The organism is Mesorhizobium sp. (genome assembly GCF_017306585.1).
Classification (GTDB): domain Bacteria; phylum Pseudomonadota; class Alphaproteobacteria; order Rhizobiales; family Rhizobiaceae; genus Mesorhizobium.
The window spans coordinates 17,695-32,459 of record NZ_JAFKIC010000114.1 but is presented as its reverse complement, the minus strand read 5'-3'; the positions used below and the strand labels follow the sequence as shown (position 1 = coordinate 32,459).

Sequence of the window (14,765 nt, the reverse complement as noted above, 5' to 3'; positions counted from 1 at the left end):
TCAGCCCGGGTTTGTCAATCCTGCAACACGCCGCCCGCCCCTTCAAGCGCCTCGCGGGTGTCGACATCGACAGAGGCGCCCTCGCCGATCTCGACATCAATGACGTCAAGCCCCTCGGCCTCAACCAGATGGCGTGCGCCGGTATCGCCTTCGAGGTGGGCAATGGCTGCAAACAGCGAGCGCGGCAGGAGCACCGGGTTGCCGCGCTTGCCGAGATGCGAGGCGCGGACCACGGAATTGCCCCCGGCCGCACGGAACGCATCGATCAGCCGGTCGAGGTCGCCAGGCGCAATGCCCGGCATATCTCCAAGAACGATCATCGCACCGGCAGTATCTTCGGGCATATAGGCAATACCGGCCTTGAGCGAGGTGGACAGGCCATCGGCGAAATCCGGATTGTCGGCAAAGGTCACGTCCAGACCCGACAAGGCACCGCGTACCCGCTCGCGCTGATGGCCGGTAACGACGATCGTGCCCGAAGCTTTCGAGGCGAGTGCGCGTTCGGCTGTTCGGCGCACCAACGGTTGTCCGTCGAACAGCGCCATGAGCTTGTTCGGGCCGCCCATGCGGCTCGACCGACCCGCCGCAAGAAGCACGATCCCGACCTTGAGCCGGTTCCGGGCTGGCAGCGGCTCGCGCGGCTGCGGTCGCGTCGGTATCTCCATCAGCAGCCCGCCCACCCCCATGCCGGCGATGTCTCTTGCAGTGACGTCAAGACCCGCAATCAACCGGTCGAGCACCCAGTCGAAGCCGTTCTCCCTGGGGCTGCGGGCGCAGCCGGGCGCGCCGATGATGCGCTTGCCATCGAGCGTGCCTAGCACCAGCAGATTGCCCGGATCGACCGGCATGCCCGCTCGAATGACGGTTCCGCCAGCCCTTTCGATCGCCGCCGGGACGACATCGGCGAAATCGCTCATGGCGGAGGCGCCGAAGATCACCACCATGTCATTGTCGCGCGCGAGCGCAACAGCGGCCTCGGCTACAGGGGCAATCTCATGTGACGTGCGGCGCTCCGCCGTCAGCAAGCCGCCCGAGCGCGCCAGCCTTGCTTCGGTGACGCGCAACGTCTTGTCGAGCACTGTTGGCTTGATACCCGGCAGCACCGTTTGAATGACGCCGACACGCACCGGCTTGTAAGCATTGACGGCGAAGATTTCGCCACCGGCGCAGATTTTCGTCACCGCATCGACCAGCGCGGAAGCGACCGCGAAGGGAATGATCTTCACCGTCGCGACCATCTGTCCTTTCTCGACCGGAGCATGCTGGGCCAGAGTGGCAAGGGTGATGGCGGGATCGACAGCGTTGATGGCGTCGATGACGGCGGCATCGACCGTGAAGATGCCGGCCGCCTCGGCATGAAGATTGACCCGGCCGGTGGCGGCGGGCCTTGCCTCGATGCCTGTGAAAATCATGCTCTCGGCGATTTTCTGCGCCGCCGCGTCTTCACTGAGGTCGCCGGGAGCAAGCACGGCCGCGACGACCTGCGCAACGCCCGCCGCCTTCAATATCGAGAGGTCTTCGGCGCTCAACCTGTGCGCCTTGCGAAACCGCGTTTCGCCAGCGGTCATGGCATGCGCCAGCACCGCCCCTTCGGCGGCATCGATCGGAATCGGTCCGAATTTCACGCCGCGGCGCCCTTCGCGTCCAGGCCGCGCGAGCGGAAGGCAAGGATCGTTTGCGCGAGAATGGCAACCGCTATCTCGGCCGGGCTCGCGGCACCGATATCCAGCCCGATCGGCGCATGGATACGGGCGATCTGCTCGGCGCTGGCGCCCAGCGCCAGCAGCCGTTCGACGCGTTTGGCATGCGTCTTTCGGCTGCCAAGCGCTCCGACATAGAAACAGCTGGCGTCGAGAGCCGCCTTCAGCGCGAAATCGTCGATCTTCGGATCATGAGTGACGGCGGCAAGCGCGGTGTAGGCATCGAGCGGCTGGCGCTCCAGCACATCCTGCGGCCATTCGGCGTGAAGCGTGACATCGGGAAAGCGATCCGGCGTCGCGAAGGCCGTGCGCGGATCGATAATCTCAAGGGGATAGCCTGATATCCGGGCCATGGGAGCGAGTGCCTGGCTGATATGGACGGCGCCGATCACCACAAGGCGCGGCCGCGGCAGATGCGCGTTGAGAAAGAAGGTCCGCCCCTCAGCCTCGACAGAGCCGGAATTGCCGGATCGAAACGCCTTGGCGATGGCCGTTCCGAGATCGCCGGCGACCTGATCGCCTTCGCGAACGATGCGATCGCGGCCATCGCCGAGGTCGGTAACGAGGATGGCCGCACGGCGGGCGCGGCGTTCGGCGTTGAGGGTTTTCAGCGCATAGGGATCCATCCGAAATCACCCCAATCGTTCGACATAGACCCTGATGCGGCCGCCGCAAGACAGACCGACCTGCCAGGCAGTCTCATCGGCGACGCCGAACTCCAGCATCCGGGCCTTGCCGGAGCCGATGACGTCGATCGCCTCGCTTACCACGGCGCCCTCGACACAACCGCCCGACACGGAGCCGTGGAAATTGCCCTCGGCATCGATGACGAGGTGGCTGCCGACCGGGCGCGGCGCCGAACCCCATGTCTCCACCACGGTCGCGATCGCGACATCCTTGCCGTCCTTCATCCAGCCTTCCGCGATGATCAGCGGATCGCGGGCCTCATCGAGATAAAGACTGTCGCTCATGGTTGCTTCTCTCAGGGTCTGTTTTTCCAGGGAGCCGAAAACATATGGCTACGCGGCATGCCTCGCGCCAGCATCCATCCATCTTCGCGGATCGACCGAAAGCGCCGATTTCTTGTCCAGCGAAGCGCAGAGATCGGCGAGCGCATCGAGGTTGTGCACCGAGCGGAACTCGTCGACATGCGGCAGCATCGCCCTGACGCCACGGGCGCGCGCCTGAAAACCGTCGAAGCGCAGCAACGGGTTGAGCCAGATCAGCCGCCGGCAGGATTTGTGCAGCCGTTCCATCTCCTGCGAAAGCCCGGCGACATCGTCGCGCTCCAGCCCGTCGGTGATGAGCAACACCACCGCGCCCTGCCCCAGCACGCGCCGCGACCACACAAGGTTGAACTGCGCCAGCGTGTCGCCGATGCGCGTGCCGCCCGACCAGTCCTTGACCGCGGCCGAGCAGTCGGCAAGGGCGGCGTCGGGATCCCTGTGGCGCATCTGCCGGGTCAGATTGGTCAGCCGCGTGCCGAAGACGAAAGTGTGGACGCGCCGGCGCTTTTCCGTCAGCGCATGCAGGAAATGCAGGAAGATGCGCGTGTACTGGCTCATAGAACCGGAGATGTCAGCCAGAACCACCAATGGCGGATGCACTTCCCGGACCGAGCGGAACTTCGGCAGGATCAATTCGCCACCCGTGCGCGCGGCCGAACGCATCATGGCGCGCGGATCGATGCGGCGGCCATGCGCATCGGCCTTGAAGCGGCGGGTCCGTACCAGATCGACAGGCAGCCGTAACGCCGCGATCGCCTTCCTCGCATCGGCCATCTCGGCCGCGTTCATCTGGGCGAAGTCCTTGCCCCGCAACAGCTCGTTGCCGGAGAAGGTAAAGCGGGCATCGACCTCGATCTCGGGAATCTCCTGGGTCGGCCGGCTCTTCTGATGGCCTTCGAACATCGCCTGGCTGACACGGTTTTCCGCCGCGCGTGGCTTCTGCTTCTCTTTGGTATCAAGCGCCACCGGCGAAAACATCGCCAGCAGCTTCTCGATCAATTCGCGCGATTTCCAGAACAGCCGGAAAGCTTCGTCGAAGATCACGTGGTCCTCATGCCGCGAGACCAGAACGGCATGCAGCGTCCAATAGAAGTCGTCGCGCGAACCGATGCCGGCCGCCAGCACCGCCTCGATGGCGTCCTTCACCGAGGCCGGCCCTACCCGCATGCCGGCCTTGCGCAAGGTGCGCGCGAAATAGACGATGTTGTCAGCGATCCGCCCGTCCGCTGTCGCTTCCCTGGGTTCGGCACGGGGCGCGGTCACGGTCTACTCCGCCGCCGAAAGCTCGGCCTTGACCTCATCGAGGATACGCCGGCCCTCACCCGACCCGATGCGGGCAATATCGTCCTGGTACTTCAACAGCACGCCGATCGTGTCCGATACGGTTTCGGGGTCGAGCGCCACCTTGTCGAGTTCGGTCAGCGCGCCAGCCCAGTCAATGGTTTCGGCAACGCCGGGCACCTTGAACAGTTCGATCCGGCGCAGCTTCTGGATGAAGGAGACCACCTCCGCCGAAAGCCGCTGATTGGCCCGCGGCACCTTGCGGCGCACGATTTCGAGCTCCCGCTCGGCATTGGGGTAGTCGACCCAGTGATAGAGGCATCGCCGCTTCAGCGCGTCATGGATCTCACGGGTACGATTGGTGGTGATGATGACGATCGGCGGCTCTTCGGCCTTGATGGTGCCGAGTTCCGGCACCGTCACCTGATAGTCGGACAGGATTTCGAGCAGGAAAGCCTCGAAGGCTTCGTCGGTACGGTCGAGTTCGTCGATCAGGAAGACCGGGGCCGCGCCTTCCTTGCCGGTCAGCGCATCGAGAACCGGGCGGCGGATCAGGTATTTTTCCGAGAAAACATTGCGCTCCATGGCGGAGCGATCGACCTTGCCGGATGCCTCCTCCATGCGGATCTCGATCATCTGGGCGGCGTAATTCCACTCATAGACAGCCGAGGAGACATCGAGCCCTTCATAGCATTGCAGGCGGATCAGCCGGCGGCCGAGCGCCTCGGCCAGCACCTTGGCGATCTCGGTCTTGCCGACGCCTGCCTCACCCTCGAGGAAAAGCGGTCGTTTCATGCGCAGCGAGAGGAAAAGGACCGTCGCCAAAGAGCGATCCGCCACATAGTCCGCTCCGGTCAGGAGATCGAGCGTCTCGTCGATCGTCCGCGGCACGGCGCGCGGTGTCAGCCCGTTCATTCCTTCTCCGTGAACGCCGCCGCACCGCTTTCGAGAACATGGTAGCCGCGGGCGTGATAGATCAGCGGCCGCAAATTATCGCCCATGCGCAGGCCTGTCACCTTGCCAAAAAGCACACGATGGGTGGCAAGGTCCTTGGTGTCGATCAATTCGCAGTCGAACACGGCGAGCGCGCCCTTCAGCGTCGGCGCACCGGTGGAGATCACATCCCACTCGCCCAGTGCGAAACGCTCCTCAACGGGAAGGCCGGTGATGCCGGAGAACCCGACAGACAGCGGCTGCTGGTGCGAGGCCAAGGTGTTCAGGGCGAATCTGCCGTTCTTCACGAACGCCTCGTTCTTCGGATTCTCCCGATTGAGGCAGACCAGAATGGTCGGCGGCGTGTCCGATACAGAGCAGGCCGCGATCACCGTCGTACCCCGTTTGCCGGCCGGGCCATCCGTCGTGACCACGTGGACGTGGCCGGCAAAATGGCTCATCGCGTCGCGATAGGCCTGTGGTCCAATGTCATTCTTCTTCAGCACCGGAATTTTCCGTAACCAGAACCCTACCGCTATATATGGCCAGACATGGCATGCCACAAGCGAAGTGCTTGGTTGATATCCCTGAATTCGCGTGTTGCACCAAGGCCGGGCAGCCTTTAGGTCTTGGCGGGAATTGATGGCTGCCCGGCAGGCGCGGCCCCGGAGGAATTCAGCGACAGGATGCGATCGCGAGCAATGATATACGCCGCATTGGCCTGGCTGCTTCTGGCCGGCCCCGCCGGCGCCCAGACGCTGACGATCGGCGTCGCTGCGCCGCTGTCGGGACCATCGGCCATTCTCGGCAAACAGATCGAGACCGGTGCAGGGCTAGCGGCCGAAGCGAACGGCATCCAACTCAAGACCATCGATGACGCCTGCACCGCCGATGGCGGCACGGCGGCGGCGAGGGAGTTCGCGGCGGCAAAGGTCAACATCGTCGTCGGCTTCCTTTGCACCGACGCTATCGCAGCGGCAATGCCGATCCTCAAGGGCGCTAATATCCCGGTCATCACCGTCGGCGTGCGGACCGAAAGCCTGACCGACCGACGCGCCAAGACCGGTTGGCCGGTCTATCGCCTCGGCCCGCGCGGCGACGACGAGCGCAACGCCGTTGCAGCCGCGCTGACCCGTCTGTGGCGGGACGAACTGTTCGCCATCATCGATGACGGCACCATCTATGGCCGCGAGATCGCCGAGACATTTCGCGCCGCGGCGGAGCAAGCAGCACTGAAACCCGTCTTCGTCGACACGTTCCGGCCTCAGCTCGACAACCAGATCGGCCTGATCGGACGCCTGAAGAAGGCCGGCGCCACGCATGTCTTTGCCGGCGGCGACGGCGACGACATCGCCATCATGGGCCGCGATGCCGCGCAGCTCCAGGCGGGCATCGTGATTGCCGGCGGTGAAAATCTGCGCACGCCGCCTGGCGACGTGCCTTACGCGACCGGCACGCTGATGATCGCGCCGCCCGAATGGGCCGATGTCGCCGACCCGAAAGTGCTGGCGGCCTTTGCGGCGCAAAAAGCCGTGCCCGACGGCTATACGCTGCCCGCCTATGCGGCGATCGAGATCGCCAAAGTGGCGTCGGAGGAAGCCGCGAACACTGGTAAGCCGCTGGCCGAAATGCTGACCGGGCATGATTTCACCACCGCGATCGGCCCCGTCCGCTTCGATGCAAAGGGTGACCTCAGCCAGAGCCCCTACCGCGTTTTCCGTTTCGACGGCACACGCTTCGTGCCCCTGGAAAGCAACTGATGTTCCGTACCGGTCCGCGCAACCTGATCACCGATGTTGCCGGTCTGCATGTCGGCAACGCTGCCGATGCCAGGCTGAAGTCTGGAGTGACCGCCGTCCTTTGCGATCAGGCGGCGGTGGCCGGCGTACAGATTCTGGGCGGAGCGCCGGGCACGCGCGAGACAGACCTGCTCGAGCCGCACAATTCGGTCGAAACCGTCCATGCCGTGGTGCTCTCGGGCGGTTCGGCTTTCGGCCTTGACGCCGCGTCCGGCGTGCAGGCAGCGCTGCGTGAGCGCGGCATCGGTTTCGAAGTGGGCGGCTTCCGGGTACCAATCGTGCCGGCGGCGATCCTGTTCGACCTGCGCAATGGCGGCGACAAGGATTGGGGTCGTTATCCCCCGTATCGCGACCTCGGCTATGAGGCGGCCCAAGCCGCCACCGCCGACTTCCAGATTGGAACAGCCGGCGCCGGCACCGGTGCATTGACCGCCGGTCTGAAAGGCGGCCTGGGTTCAGCTTCGACACGGCTGGACAATGGCGTGACGATCGGCGCGCTGGCCGCCGTCAACCCGACCGGATCGGTAACGGTCGGCCGTACCCGCCATTTCTGGGCTGCCCCTTTCGAAATCGGCGAGGAGTTCGGTGGGTTCGGCTACCCCACGCCCATGCCGGACGATGCCAAGCGGATCCTGCTCAAATATCGCGACAAGCACTCTGGCATGCAGATGGAAACCGGCGGCAACACCACCATCGCCGTCATCGCCACGGATGCCGTTCTCACCAAGGCGGCGGCAAAACGCCTGGCGATGGCCGCGCATGACGGCTTCGTGCGCGCCATCTGGCCGACCCATACTCCGGCCGACGGCGATCTGGTCTTCGCGCTGGCGACGGGCAGAAGCGGCATCCAGCTCGAAGCCGACGCTGCCATCGACCTCTATGCCGCGGCCGGCGCCACCATGGCGCGCGCCATCAGCCGCGGTGTGTTTGCCGCGACGCCAGCCGAGAACGATTTGTTCCCGGTCTGGTCATCGCGCGCCGATTGACCCGATGATCAGACAGGATCCGATTTTTCTTCCTCGAACGTAACCGCGACATCGGAATTCGCCGACAACCAGACCTTTTTGCCATCGACCTCGGCGACCAGCGCCAGCGAAATGTAGTGGTGATGGCCCTTGTGTGCGCCCTCTCCGCTATCGGCCTTGGTCAGCTTGATGCGCTGGCCGTCGACCTTGTCGACCGTGCCGACATGCACGCCATCGGCGCCGACGACTTCCATATGCTCACGAATTTTGCTGGTGTCGGTCATGGTAGTTCTCCATTGGGACTGCCGACAATAACAAATGACGAGCCGATTGGATGCATAGGTCCTGACCCGCACGACGTTTTGATTTCGGCATGCTAGGCATTGAAACAACCGCACCCCCGGAGTGAAACACGATGCGAATGCTTTTCCTGTTTGCCGTTTCCCTGGCCGCGCAGCTTGTGGCTCCGATCGCCGGGCATGCCGGAGATGTCGCCGGACTGGAAATCCTGGGATTCACCAGGGATGGCGGCGTGTTCGCCTTCGAGGAATATGGCGTGCAGGACGGCTCAGGCTTTCCCTATGCCAACCGTTATTACATCGACACCCGCACCGACAGCTTCCTCAAGGGCACGCCGATCCGCGTCCGCCTGGATGACGAGAGCGCGAAACTGGATGCGGCGCGCCTTCAGGCGCGGCAAAAGGGTGAGGCGATCGTCAGCCAGGCCGAGCTTGACGCCAATCGCGGCATTACCGCCGGCTTCAACCCGGTGACCGAACTTTCGGCCGATCCACACCGGATGGCGGTCAATCCGCGCCCGATCTTTTCCCCGGTGGACCAGCCGCTCGAATTCCGGCTGGACGAGATCGGCATGAATGCCACCGAGGGCTGCGAAAGCCAGGGCGAGATCAATGGCTTCCGGCTGCTACGCATCGAGGCGCAGGACGGCGGCACGACCAGACTGCTGCATGAGGACAAGTCCATCCCCAAGAGCCGAGGTTGCCCGAACGGATACCGGATCGGCGCGGTGCAGACGTTTTCGATGGACAGTCTCAGCGCCTATGCCGTGCTGATCGCGGTGCGCCAATATGGCTTCGAAGGGCCGGACTACCGCTGGATCGCCGTGACCGGCCGCCTGTGACAGAGCTTGTGCGGGCCGCAAGGTATAGTCGTGTCCTGAACCACCTTTGTCGCGCGATACCGACGCCGGGTACCGCGTTTCTGGGAGCGTTGCTGTGGGCGCTCGCGATGGGCGCCAGCACGCTCGTCAACCTGTTGCTGGACAATTGGGTGACGCCCCAGAAAATCCGCACCGTCTCGGTGCTGTTCGCGGCCGGCGGCGGCCTGGCGTTTCCGGTTGGGTTGTTCGCCGCCCGGCTGGTCTCGCTTGGAAGGAGCCCGGAGGTCGCCTTCGCAGCGGCGTTCGTCGGCATCGCGGCGGCGACCATCGGCCTGACCGCCCTGCTCTATGCCCTGCAATACCGATCCTACTATGCCGAATGGCATGCGCCCGTCTTCACCCTCACCTGGGGCTTTCAGTTCGCATTCACCATGGCGGTGGCGTCCTACCAATTCGTCGTGCTTGGCATACGGCTCTATCTTCCGCTCGGTTTCATCGCCTTGTTCGCCGCCAGCCTCTGGTTTGCTCGGCATCAACGTTGAGGATTTTGGCTGCCTCTGTTAGGAGGCGGGCTAATCCCACCGACATGTCAGGACTGACCGATGATTCCTCGTTACTCCCGGCCGGAAATGGTCGCCATCTGGTCGCCCGAAACACGGTTCCGCATCTGGTTCGAAATCGAGGCCCATGCCTGCGACGCGCTGGCCGAGCTTGGTGTCATCCCGAAGGAAGCCGCCAAGACCATCTGGGAAAAGGGTGGCGCCGCGCAATTCGACGTCGAGAAGATCGATGCCATCGAGCGCGTCACCAAGCATGACGTCATCGCCTTCCTGACCCATCTTGCCGAATTCGTCGGACCGGACGCGCGTTTCATCCACCAGGGCATGACGTCTTCGGACGTTCTCGACACCTGCTTCGCGGTCCAGCTCACCCGCGCCAGCGACAAACTGCTTGCCGACATCGACGCGCTGCTGGCGGCGCTCAAGCGCCGCGCCTTCGAACACAAGGACACCGTAACCATCGGCCGCAGCCACGGTATCCACGCCGAGCCGACGACCTTCGGCGTCAAGCTGGCGCAGGCCTATGCCGAGTTCTCGCGCTGCCGCGAGCGGCTGGTGCATGCGCGCGAAGACATCGCCACCTGCGCCATATCAGGCGCGGTCGGCACCTTTGCCAACATTGAGCCCTATGTCGAGGAACACGTGGCGGCAAAACTCGGGCTGAAGCCGGAGCCGGTGTCGACGCAAGTGATCCCGCGCGACCGTCACGCCATGTTCTTCGCCACGCTCGGCGTCATCGCCTCGTCGATCGAGCGGCTGGCGACCGAAATCCGCCACCTGCAGCGCACCGAAGTGCTCGAAGCGGAGGAATTTTTCTCGCCGGGCCAGAAAGGCTCGTCGGCGATGCCGCACAAGCGCAATCCGGTCCTGACGGAAAACCTGACCGGCCTTGCCCGAATGGTGCGCTCCATGGCGCTGCCGGCGATGGAGAATGTGGCGCTCTGGCATGAGCGCGACATCTCGCACTCGTCGGTCGAGCGCATGATCGGCCCGGACGCCACGGTGACGCTCGACTTCGCGCTGTCGCGGCTGACCAGTGTGGTCGACAAGTTGCTCGTCTACCCCGACAACATGCTGAAGAACATGAACAAGTTCCGCGGCCTGGTGCACTCTCAGCGCGTCCTGCTGGCGTTGACGCAGGCCGGAGTGTCGCGTGAGGACGCCTATCGCCTGGTACAGCGCAACGCCATGAAGGTGTGGGAGGAAGGCGCTGATTTTCTTGAGGAATTGCTAGCCGACAAGGAAGTGACTGCTGCCCTGCCGGAGGCCGAGATCCGCGAGAAATTCGATCTGGGCTACCACACTAAACATGTCGATACGATTTTCAGGCGGGTGTTTGGAGAGGCCTGAGCTTCCTTCTCCCCGTTTACGGGGAGAAGGAAGCTGCGCCGACGTCCAATCAAGCCTTTCCAGGAACAGTCCTGATCACTGTCCCCCACGGGTCTTCGCGGTCCACCGGGCTGGTCACATTGTCCGAGCGCATCTCGACCCAGGCGAGACCGGAACGAGACGGATCACGGGGGCCGGCGCCGGCGCTCTGCCAGGCATTGGCGCCGATGTGATGGTGGTAATGGCCTGACGACAGGAACACCGCCTGGCTGCCATATTTGGCAACGGTGTCGAAACCGAATTCCTGGTTCCACCAGGCTTCGGCCTCTTCGGGCCTGCCGACGCGCAGATGGACATGGCCGATGATGCTGTTCTCGGGCGCGCCCTGCCAGCCGGCATCGCCGGCCGGTACGCTGGCGACCACGGACGGAACGTTCATCCGCTCGGTCGCCATGGCGATCCTGTCGCCATTCCATTTCCAATCCTGCGGGCGGCGGTCGGCATAGATTTCAATGCCGTTACCCTCGGGATCCGTCAGGTAGAGCGCTTCGCTGACGAGATGGTCCGAAGCCCCCTCGATCGCGATCTTTTCAGCAATGGCGTGGTTGATCCAGCGGCCGAGATCGGCCCGGCTGGGCAGCAGAAAAGCCGTGTGGAAGAGACCCGCGCTGCGCGGATCGTCCGGCTTGGCAGACGTGTCGGGCTCAAGGACCAGCAAGGGCCGCCCGGCGGCGCCCAAGGTGATCGCGCCGTCGGCGCGGCTCAATTCCTGCAGGCCCACGACCCGGCGATAGTAGGCGGCGAGGCTCTCGGCATCGCGCGCCTTCAGCCCGACCCGGGCAACGCTCACCGGCGTGGTGGCGGCAAATGGCAGTTCGCTCATCATTGTCTCCGTTGCGGCAACGCGTGAGGAAGCTCCCAATGCCAGGAGCCCGGCGCCGCCGATCATTGTGCGTCGTGTCAGTGCCAAAATCCGGTCCTCCACGGCTGTTTCTCTCATGACCAGAGATCGTCGATCGCAATCGTTCACACAAGACGGCGAAATGCGAACATGGTGTTCACCGTTCCGCGCTGAGGCAAGCTCATCAACGGTTGCACGAGGCAATCGCGCTCGCTATCTCAGCGGCATGAAAGTCAAAGACGCAGATATTCTCATCATTCCCGGCTACACCAATTCCGGACCCGAGCACTGGCAGACCCGCTGGCAGTCGAAACTGTCGACGGCGCGACGCGTCGAGCAGGCGGAATGGTCTAAGCCTGTGTGCGAGGACTGGGCGGCGAACGTGGCCAAGGCGGTCAACGAGGCCGAGAAGCCGGTGGTTCTTGTCGCGCATTCGCTGGGAGTAGCGGCGGCGGTACAAGCCATTCCGCAATTCGTGAAGCCCGTGGCCGGAGCCTTCTTCGTTGCGCCGCCCGACGTCGCCAACCCCGAAATCCGCCCGAGGCACCTGATGACCTTCGGACCCTATTCGCGCGAGCCGCTGCCTTTCCCCTCAATGGTCATCGCCAGCCGCAATGACCCGTTTTGCGCCTTCGAGGTGGCCGAGGACATTGCCGCCGCCTGGGGCTCGCTGTTCATCGATGCCGGCGAAGCCGGCCACCTCAACGCCGATTCAGGTTTCGGCCCGTGGCCGGAGGGATCCATGACCTTCGCCAAGTTTTTGACGGAACTGAAGGCCTGAGGTCTCCAGCCGCGCCGCGTCAGGCGCCGATCGAATCCTTGATGCCCTTGAGCAAGGTTTTGGCGCCCAGCGAAATCAGCGCATGTTCGGAACCGGTGGCGAGCAGGCGGTAGCCCATCGACACGACACGGCCTGCGATGGCCGGCTCGACGACATAGATCGCGGCGTGCTTGCCGGCCTTGCGGGTGCGCTCGGCCACCGAGGCCACCGTCTCCATCATGCTCTCCAGCGTCGAACTGACGGTGGCGCCGTTGGTCCAGGCGATCGAGAAGTCGGATGGCCCGAGGAAAATGCCGTCGATGCCTGGCGTGTCGAGAATACCGTCGAGCGCGTCGAGCGCGGCGCGTGTCTCGACCATGGCAAAGGCCATGGTGCGCTGGTTTGTGTCGCGCAGCCATTCGGCATGGTCGCCCTTGCCGTGGCGCGGAAAGGCATAAGTCGGCCCCCAGGAGCGCTCGCCGAGCGGCGGATACTTCATCGCCGCGGCGAACAGCTTCGCGTCGGCCACCGAATTCACCATCGGGGCGATGACCGCCTCGGCGCCAAAATCGAGCGCCCGGCTCGCCATGTCGAAGCGCCCGACCGGGATGCGCACGAGTGCCGGCTTGTTGGCCGCAAGCACGGGCATAAGGCCGCGCAGAACGCTGTCCTCGTGATGGCCGCCATGCTGCATGTCGAGCGTGACCGCGTCGAACCCCTGCTTGGCCAGAATCTCGACGGTCAGGGCATCCGGCACGCCGGACCATGCGGTGACCAGCGTTTCATCGGCGGCGAGGCGGGACTTCAGCGACATCTAAATCTCTTTCCTTGTTAAGGATCGCAGTTTCAGCCGGAAACCGGGGCAAAGGCAAAGAAAAACCGCCCGGTGGTGCCGGGCGGTCGATTGGTCGAGTCACTCAAGGCTTGCCGCAGGTTTTGCGTCAAAACCGTGGGACACTTTCGCGGACACGGCTAGATCAGGTGTTCTTGATCTGCTCGATCGCCTGCGCCATCAGTTCATCCATGGTGCGGCGGATCTGATGGTCGGACTGGTCGACGCCGGCGGCATCGAAATCCCGGCGGATCTTGCGGAAAACGTCATGGTCTCCGGCTTCCTCGATGTCGGAAACCACGACCTCCTTGGCGTAGGCATCGGCGTCGGCGCCCGACTTTCCAAGCTTTTCGGCGGCCCACAGGCCGAGCGCCTTGTTGCGGCGCGCCGAGGCCTTGAACCGAAGCTCCTCGTCGAAAGCGAATTTGCGCTCGAAGCCCTCTTCGCGGTCTTTCATGCTGCTCATGGCGTCCCTCCGGGTCAAATCCGATTCGTTTTGCGGTGCATATGTGTGTTGCCGAAGCACAAACCAAAAGGTCGCGAGCCGGTCAATACGCTTCGTCGCATGCTGCGCTGCGGCATTTCAGTCCCGAAAGCGGTTGATTGGAAGGATTTGACGATTGAGCAAACAATGCGATTGCGATAGACACCGGCATTGAACGCCACCGTCGCCGCACTAATTTAGGCAGACGGACAGGAACTGGTCGCTTGCCGCCTGCCCGCAAATCCAGAGAAAAAATCAAATGAAAAATCGCCGCCGCATTTATGAAGGCAAGGCCAAGATCCTCTATGAGGGCCCGGAACCGGGCACGCTGATCCAATTCTTCAAGGACGATGCGACCGCTTTCAACAAGAAGAAACACGAAGTGGTCGATGGCAAGGGCGTGCTCAACAACCGCATTTCGGAGCACATCTTCAACCATTTGAACCGCATGGGCATCCCAACCCATTTCATCCGCCGGCTCAACATGCGCGAGCAGTTGATCAAGGAAGTCGAGATCATTCCGCTCGAGGTCGTGGTGCGCAACGTCGCCGCCGGCTCGCTGTCCAAGCGCCTCGGCATCGAGGAAGGCACCGTTCTGCCGCGCTCGATCATCGAATTCTATTACAAGGCCGACGCGCTCGACGACCCGATGGTCTCGGAAGAGCACATCACGGCCTTCGGCTGGGCGAGCCCGCAGGAGATCGACGACATCATGGCGCTCGCCATCCGCGTCAATGATTTCCTCTCCGGCCTGTTCATGGGCGTCGGCATCCAGCTCGTCGATTTCAAGATCGAATGCGGCCGCCTGTTCGAGGGCGACATGATGCGCATCGTCGTCGCCGACGAGATTTCGCCGGACTCCTGCCGGCTCTGGGACGTGGCCACGCAGGACAAGCTCGACAAGGACCGCTTCCGCCGCGACATGGGCGGCCTCGTCGAAGCCTACCAGGAAGTCGCTCGCCGCCTTGGCATCATGAACGAGAACGAGCCGCCGCGCCCGACCGGCCCGGTGCTGGTCGCCTCGACCGACGGCTTCAAGGGCAAGCCGCACTGAGTGCGGCTTGCGATCCAACATTCAGACAGGAGCATACCCA

The 14,765-nt window shown here is 63.7% G+C and carries 17 protein-coding genes; 7 read left to right on the top strand and 10 right to left on the bottom strand.

Annotated features, from left to right (window positions below):
• Positions 1-14 precede the first annotated feature (14 nt).
• The 6 genes from J0I79_RS07470 to J0I79_RS07445 are packed head-to-tail and all read right to left on the bottom strand — an operon-like array spanning position 15 to position 5,427.
• Positions 15-1,625: a molybdopterin-binding/glycosyltransferase family 2 protein gene (locus J0I79_RS07470; RefSeq protein WP_292856144.1), complete on the bottom strand. Its 1,611-nt coding sequence runs from the start codon at positions 1,623-1,625 to the stop codon at positions 15-17.
• Complete coding sequence (locus J0I79_RS07465; RefSeq protein WP_292856142.1) at positions 1,622-2,326, bottom strand: XdhC family protein; 705 nt, start codon at positions 2,324-2,326, stop codon at positions 1,622-1,624. Before J0I79_RS07465 ends, J0I79_RS07470 begins: the two co-directional genes overlap by 4 nt.
• A gap of 6 nt (positions 2,327-2,332) precedes the next feature.
• A complete protein-coding gene (locus J0I79_RS07460; protein ID WP_292856141.1) occupies positions 2,333-2,671 on the bottom strand; it encodes an XdhC family protein in 339 nt (112 codons plus the stop codon).
• Positions 2,672-2,719: 48 nt separating this feature from the next.
• Positions 2,720-3,970 carry a VWA domain-containing protein gene (locus J0I79_RS07455; protein ID WP_292856140.1) on the bottom strand — a complete coding sequence of 417 codons (1,251 nt, stop codon included), beginning with the start codon at positions 3,968-3,970 and terminating at the stop codon, positions 2,720-2,722.
• Between the two features lie 3 nt (positions 3,971-3,973).
• On the bottom strand, positions 3,974-4,903 hold the full coding sequence (locus J0I79_RS07450) for a MoxR family ATPase (protein WP_292856138.1): 930 nt from the start codon (positions 4,901-4,903) through the stop codon (positions 3,974-3,976).
• Positions 4,900-5,427, bottom strand: coding sequence for a flavin reductase (locus J0I79_RS07445; RefSeq protein ID WP_292856136.1), 528 nt, complete (start codon positions 5,425-5,427; stop codon positions 4,900-4,902). Before J0I79_RS07445 ends, J0I79_RS07450 begins: the two co-directional genes overlap by 4 nt.
• Positions 5,428-5,607: 180 nt before the next feature.
• Between J0I79_RS07445 and J0I79_RS07440 the strand changes: the two genes are divergently transcribed.
• Together J0I79_RS07440 and J0I79_RS07435 are read left to right on the top strand one after the other, a co-directional pair.
• The gene (locus J0I79_RS07440) at positions 5,608-6,681 is read left to right on the top strand and encodes an ABC transporter substrate-binding protein (protein WP_292856134.1); all 1,074 of its coding nucleotides are present in this window, start codon (positions 5,608-5,610) and stop codon (positions 6,679-6,681) included.
• A complete protein-coding gene (locus J0I79_RS07435; protein ID WP_292856132.1) occupies positions 6,681-7,706 on the top strand; it encodes a P1 family peptidase in 1,026 nt (341 codons plus the stop codon). Before J0I79_RS07440 ends, J0I79_RS07435 begins: the two co-directional genes overlap by 1 nt.
• A gap of 8 nt (positions 7,707-7,714) precedes the next feature.
• On the opposite strand, the gene J0I79_RS07430 is transcribed toward J0I79_RS07435, so the two are convergent.
• Positions 7,715-7,969, bottom strand: a complete 255-nt coding sequence (locus J0I79_RS07430; RefSeq protein WP_115143044.1) for a DUF2171 domain-containing protein — start codon at positions 7,967-7,969, stop codon at positions 7,715-7,717.
• 131 nt (positions 7,970-8,100) lie between these two features.
• On the opposite strand from J0I79_RS07430, the gene J0I79_RS07425 reads away from it, so the two are divergent.
• The 3 genes from J0I79_RS07425 to purB are packed head-to-tail and all read left to right on the top strand — an operon-like array spanning position 8,101 to position 10,715.
• Positions 8,101-8,826, top strand: coding sequence for a DUF2259 domain-containing protein (locus J0I79_RS07425; RefSeq protein ID WP_292856129.1), 726 nt, complete (start codon positions 8,101-8,103; stop codon positions 8,824-8,826).
• A 56-nt stretch (positions 8,827-8,882) separates the two neighbouring features.
• Complete coding sequence (locus J0I79_RS07420; RefSeq protein ID WP_366013989.1) at positions 8,883-9,347, top strand: hypothetical protein; 465 nt, start codon at positions 8,883-8,885, stop codon at positions 9,345-9,347.
• A gap of 60 nt (positions 9,348-9,407) precedes the next feature.
• Positions 9,408-10,715 carry an adenylosuccinate lyase gene (gene purB, locus J0I79_RS07415; protein WP_292856126.1) on the top strand — a complete coding sequence of 436 codons (1,308 nt, stop codon included), beginning with the start codon at positions 9,408-9,410 and terminating at the stop codon, positions 10,713-10,715.
• Positions 10,716-10,764: 49 nt separating this feature from the next.
• Here purB and J0I79_RS07410 read toward each other — a convergent pair whose 3' ends face one another.
• A complete protein-coding gene (locus tag J0I79_RS07410) occupies positions 10,765-11,577 on the bottom strand; it encodes a VOC family protein (protein ID WP_292856124.1) in 813 nt (270 codons plus the stop codon).
• 244 nt (positions 11,578-11,821) lie between these two features.
• Between J0I79_RS07410 and J0I79_RS07405 the strand changes: the two genes are divergently transcribed.
• Complete coding sequence (locus J0I79_RS07405) at positions 11,822-12,376, top strand: alpha/beta hydrolase (RefSeq protein ID WP_292856122.1); 555 nt, start codon at positions 11,822-11,824, stop codon at positions 12,374-12,376.
• Positions 12,377-12,395: 19 nt separating this feature from the next.
• Here J0I79_RS07405 and J0I79_RS07400 read toward each other — a convergent pair whose 3' ends face one another.
• Together J0I79_RS07400 and J0I79_RS07395 are read right to left on the bottom strand one after the other, a co-directional pair.
• The gene (locus J0I79_RS07400; protein WP_292856121.1) at positions 12,396-13,169 is read right to left on the bottom strand and encodes an HpcH/HpaI aldolase/citrate lyase family protein; all 774 of its coding nucleotides are present in this window, start codon (positions 13,167-13,169) and stop codon (positions 12,396-12,398) included.
• 163 nt (positions 13,170-13,332) lie between these two features.
• A complete protein-coding gene (locus J0I79_RS07395) occupies positions 13,333-13,653 on the bottom strand; it encodes a DUF1476 domain-containing protein (protein ID WP_292856120.1) in 321 nt (106 codons plus the stop codon).
• Between the two features lie 277 nt (positions 13,654-13,930).
• Here J0I79_RS07395 and purC point away from each other — a divergent pair, with 277 nt between their 5' ends.
• Complete coding sequence (purC, locus tag J0I79_RS07390) at positions 13,931-14,725, top strand: phosphoribosylaminoimidazolesuccinocarboxamide synthase (RefSeq protein ID WP_137930004.1); 795 nt, start codon at positions 13,931-13,933, stop codon at positions 14,723-14,725.
• Positions 14,726-14,765 lie beyond the last annotated feature (40 nt).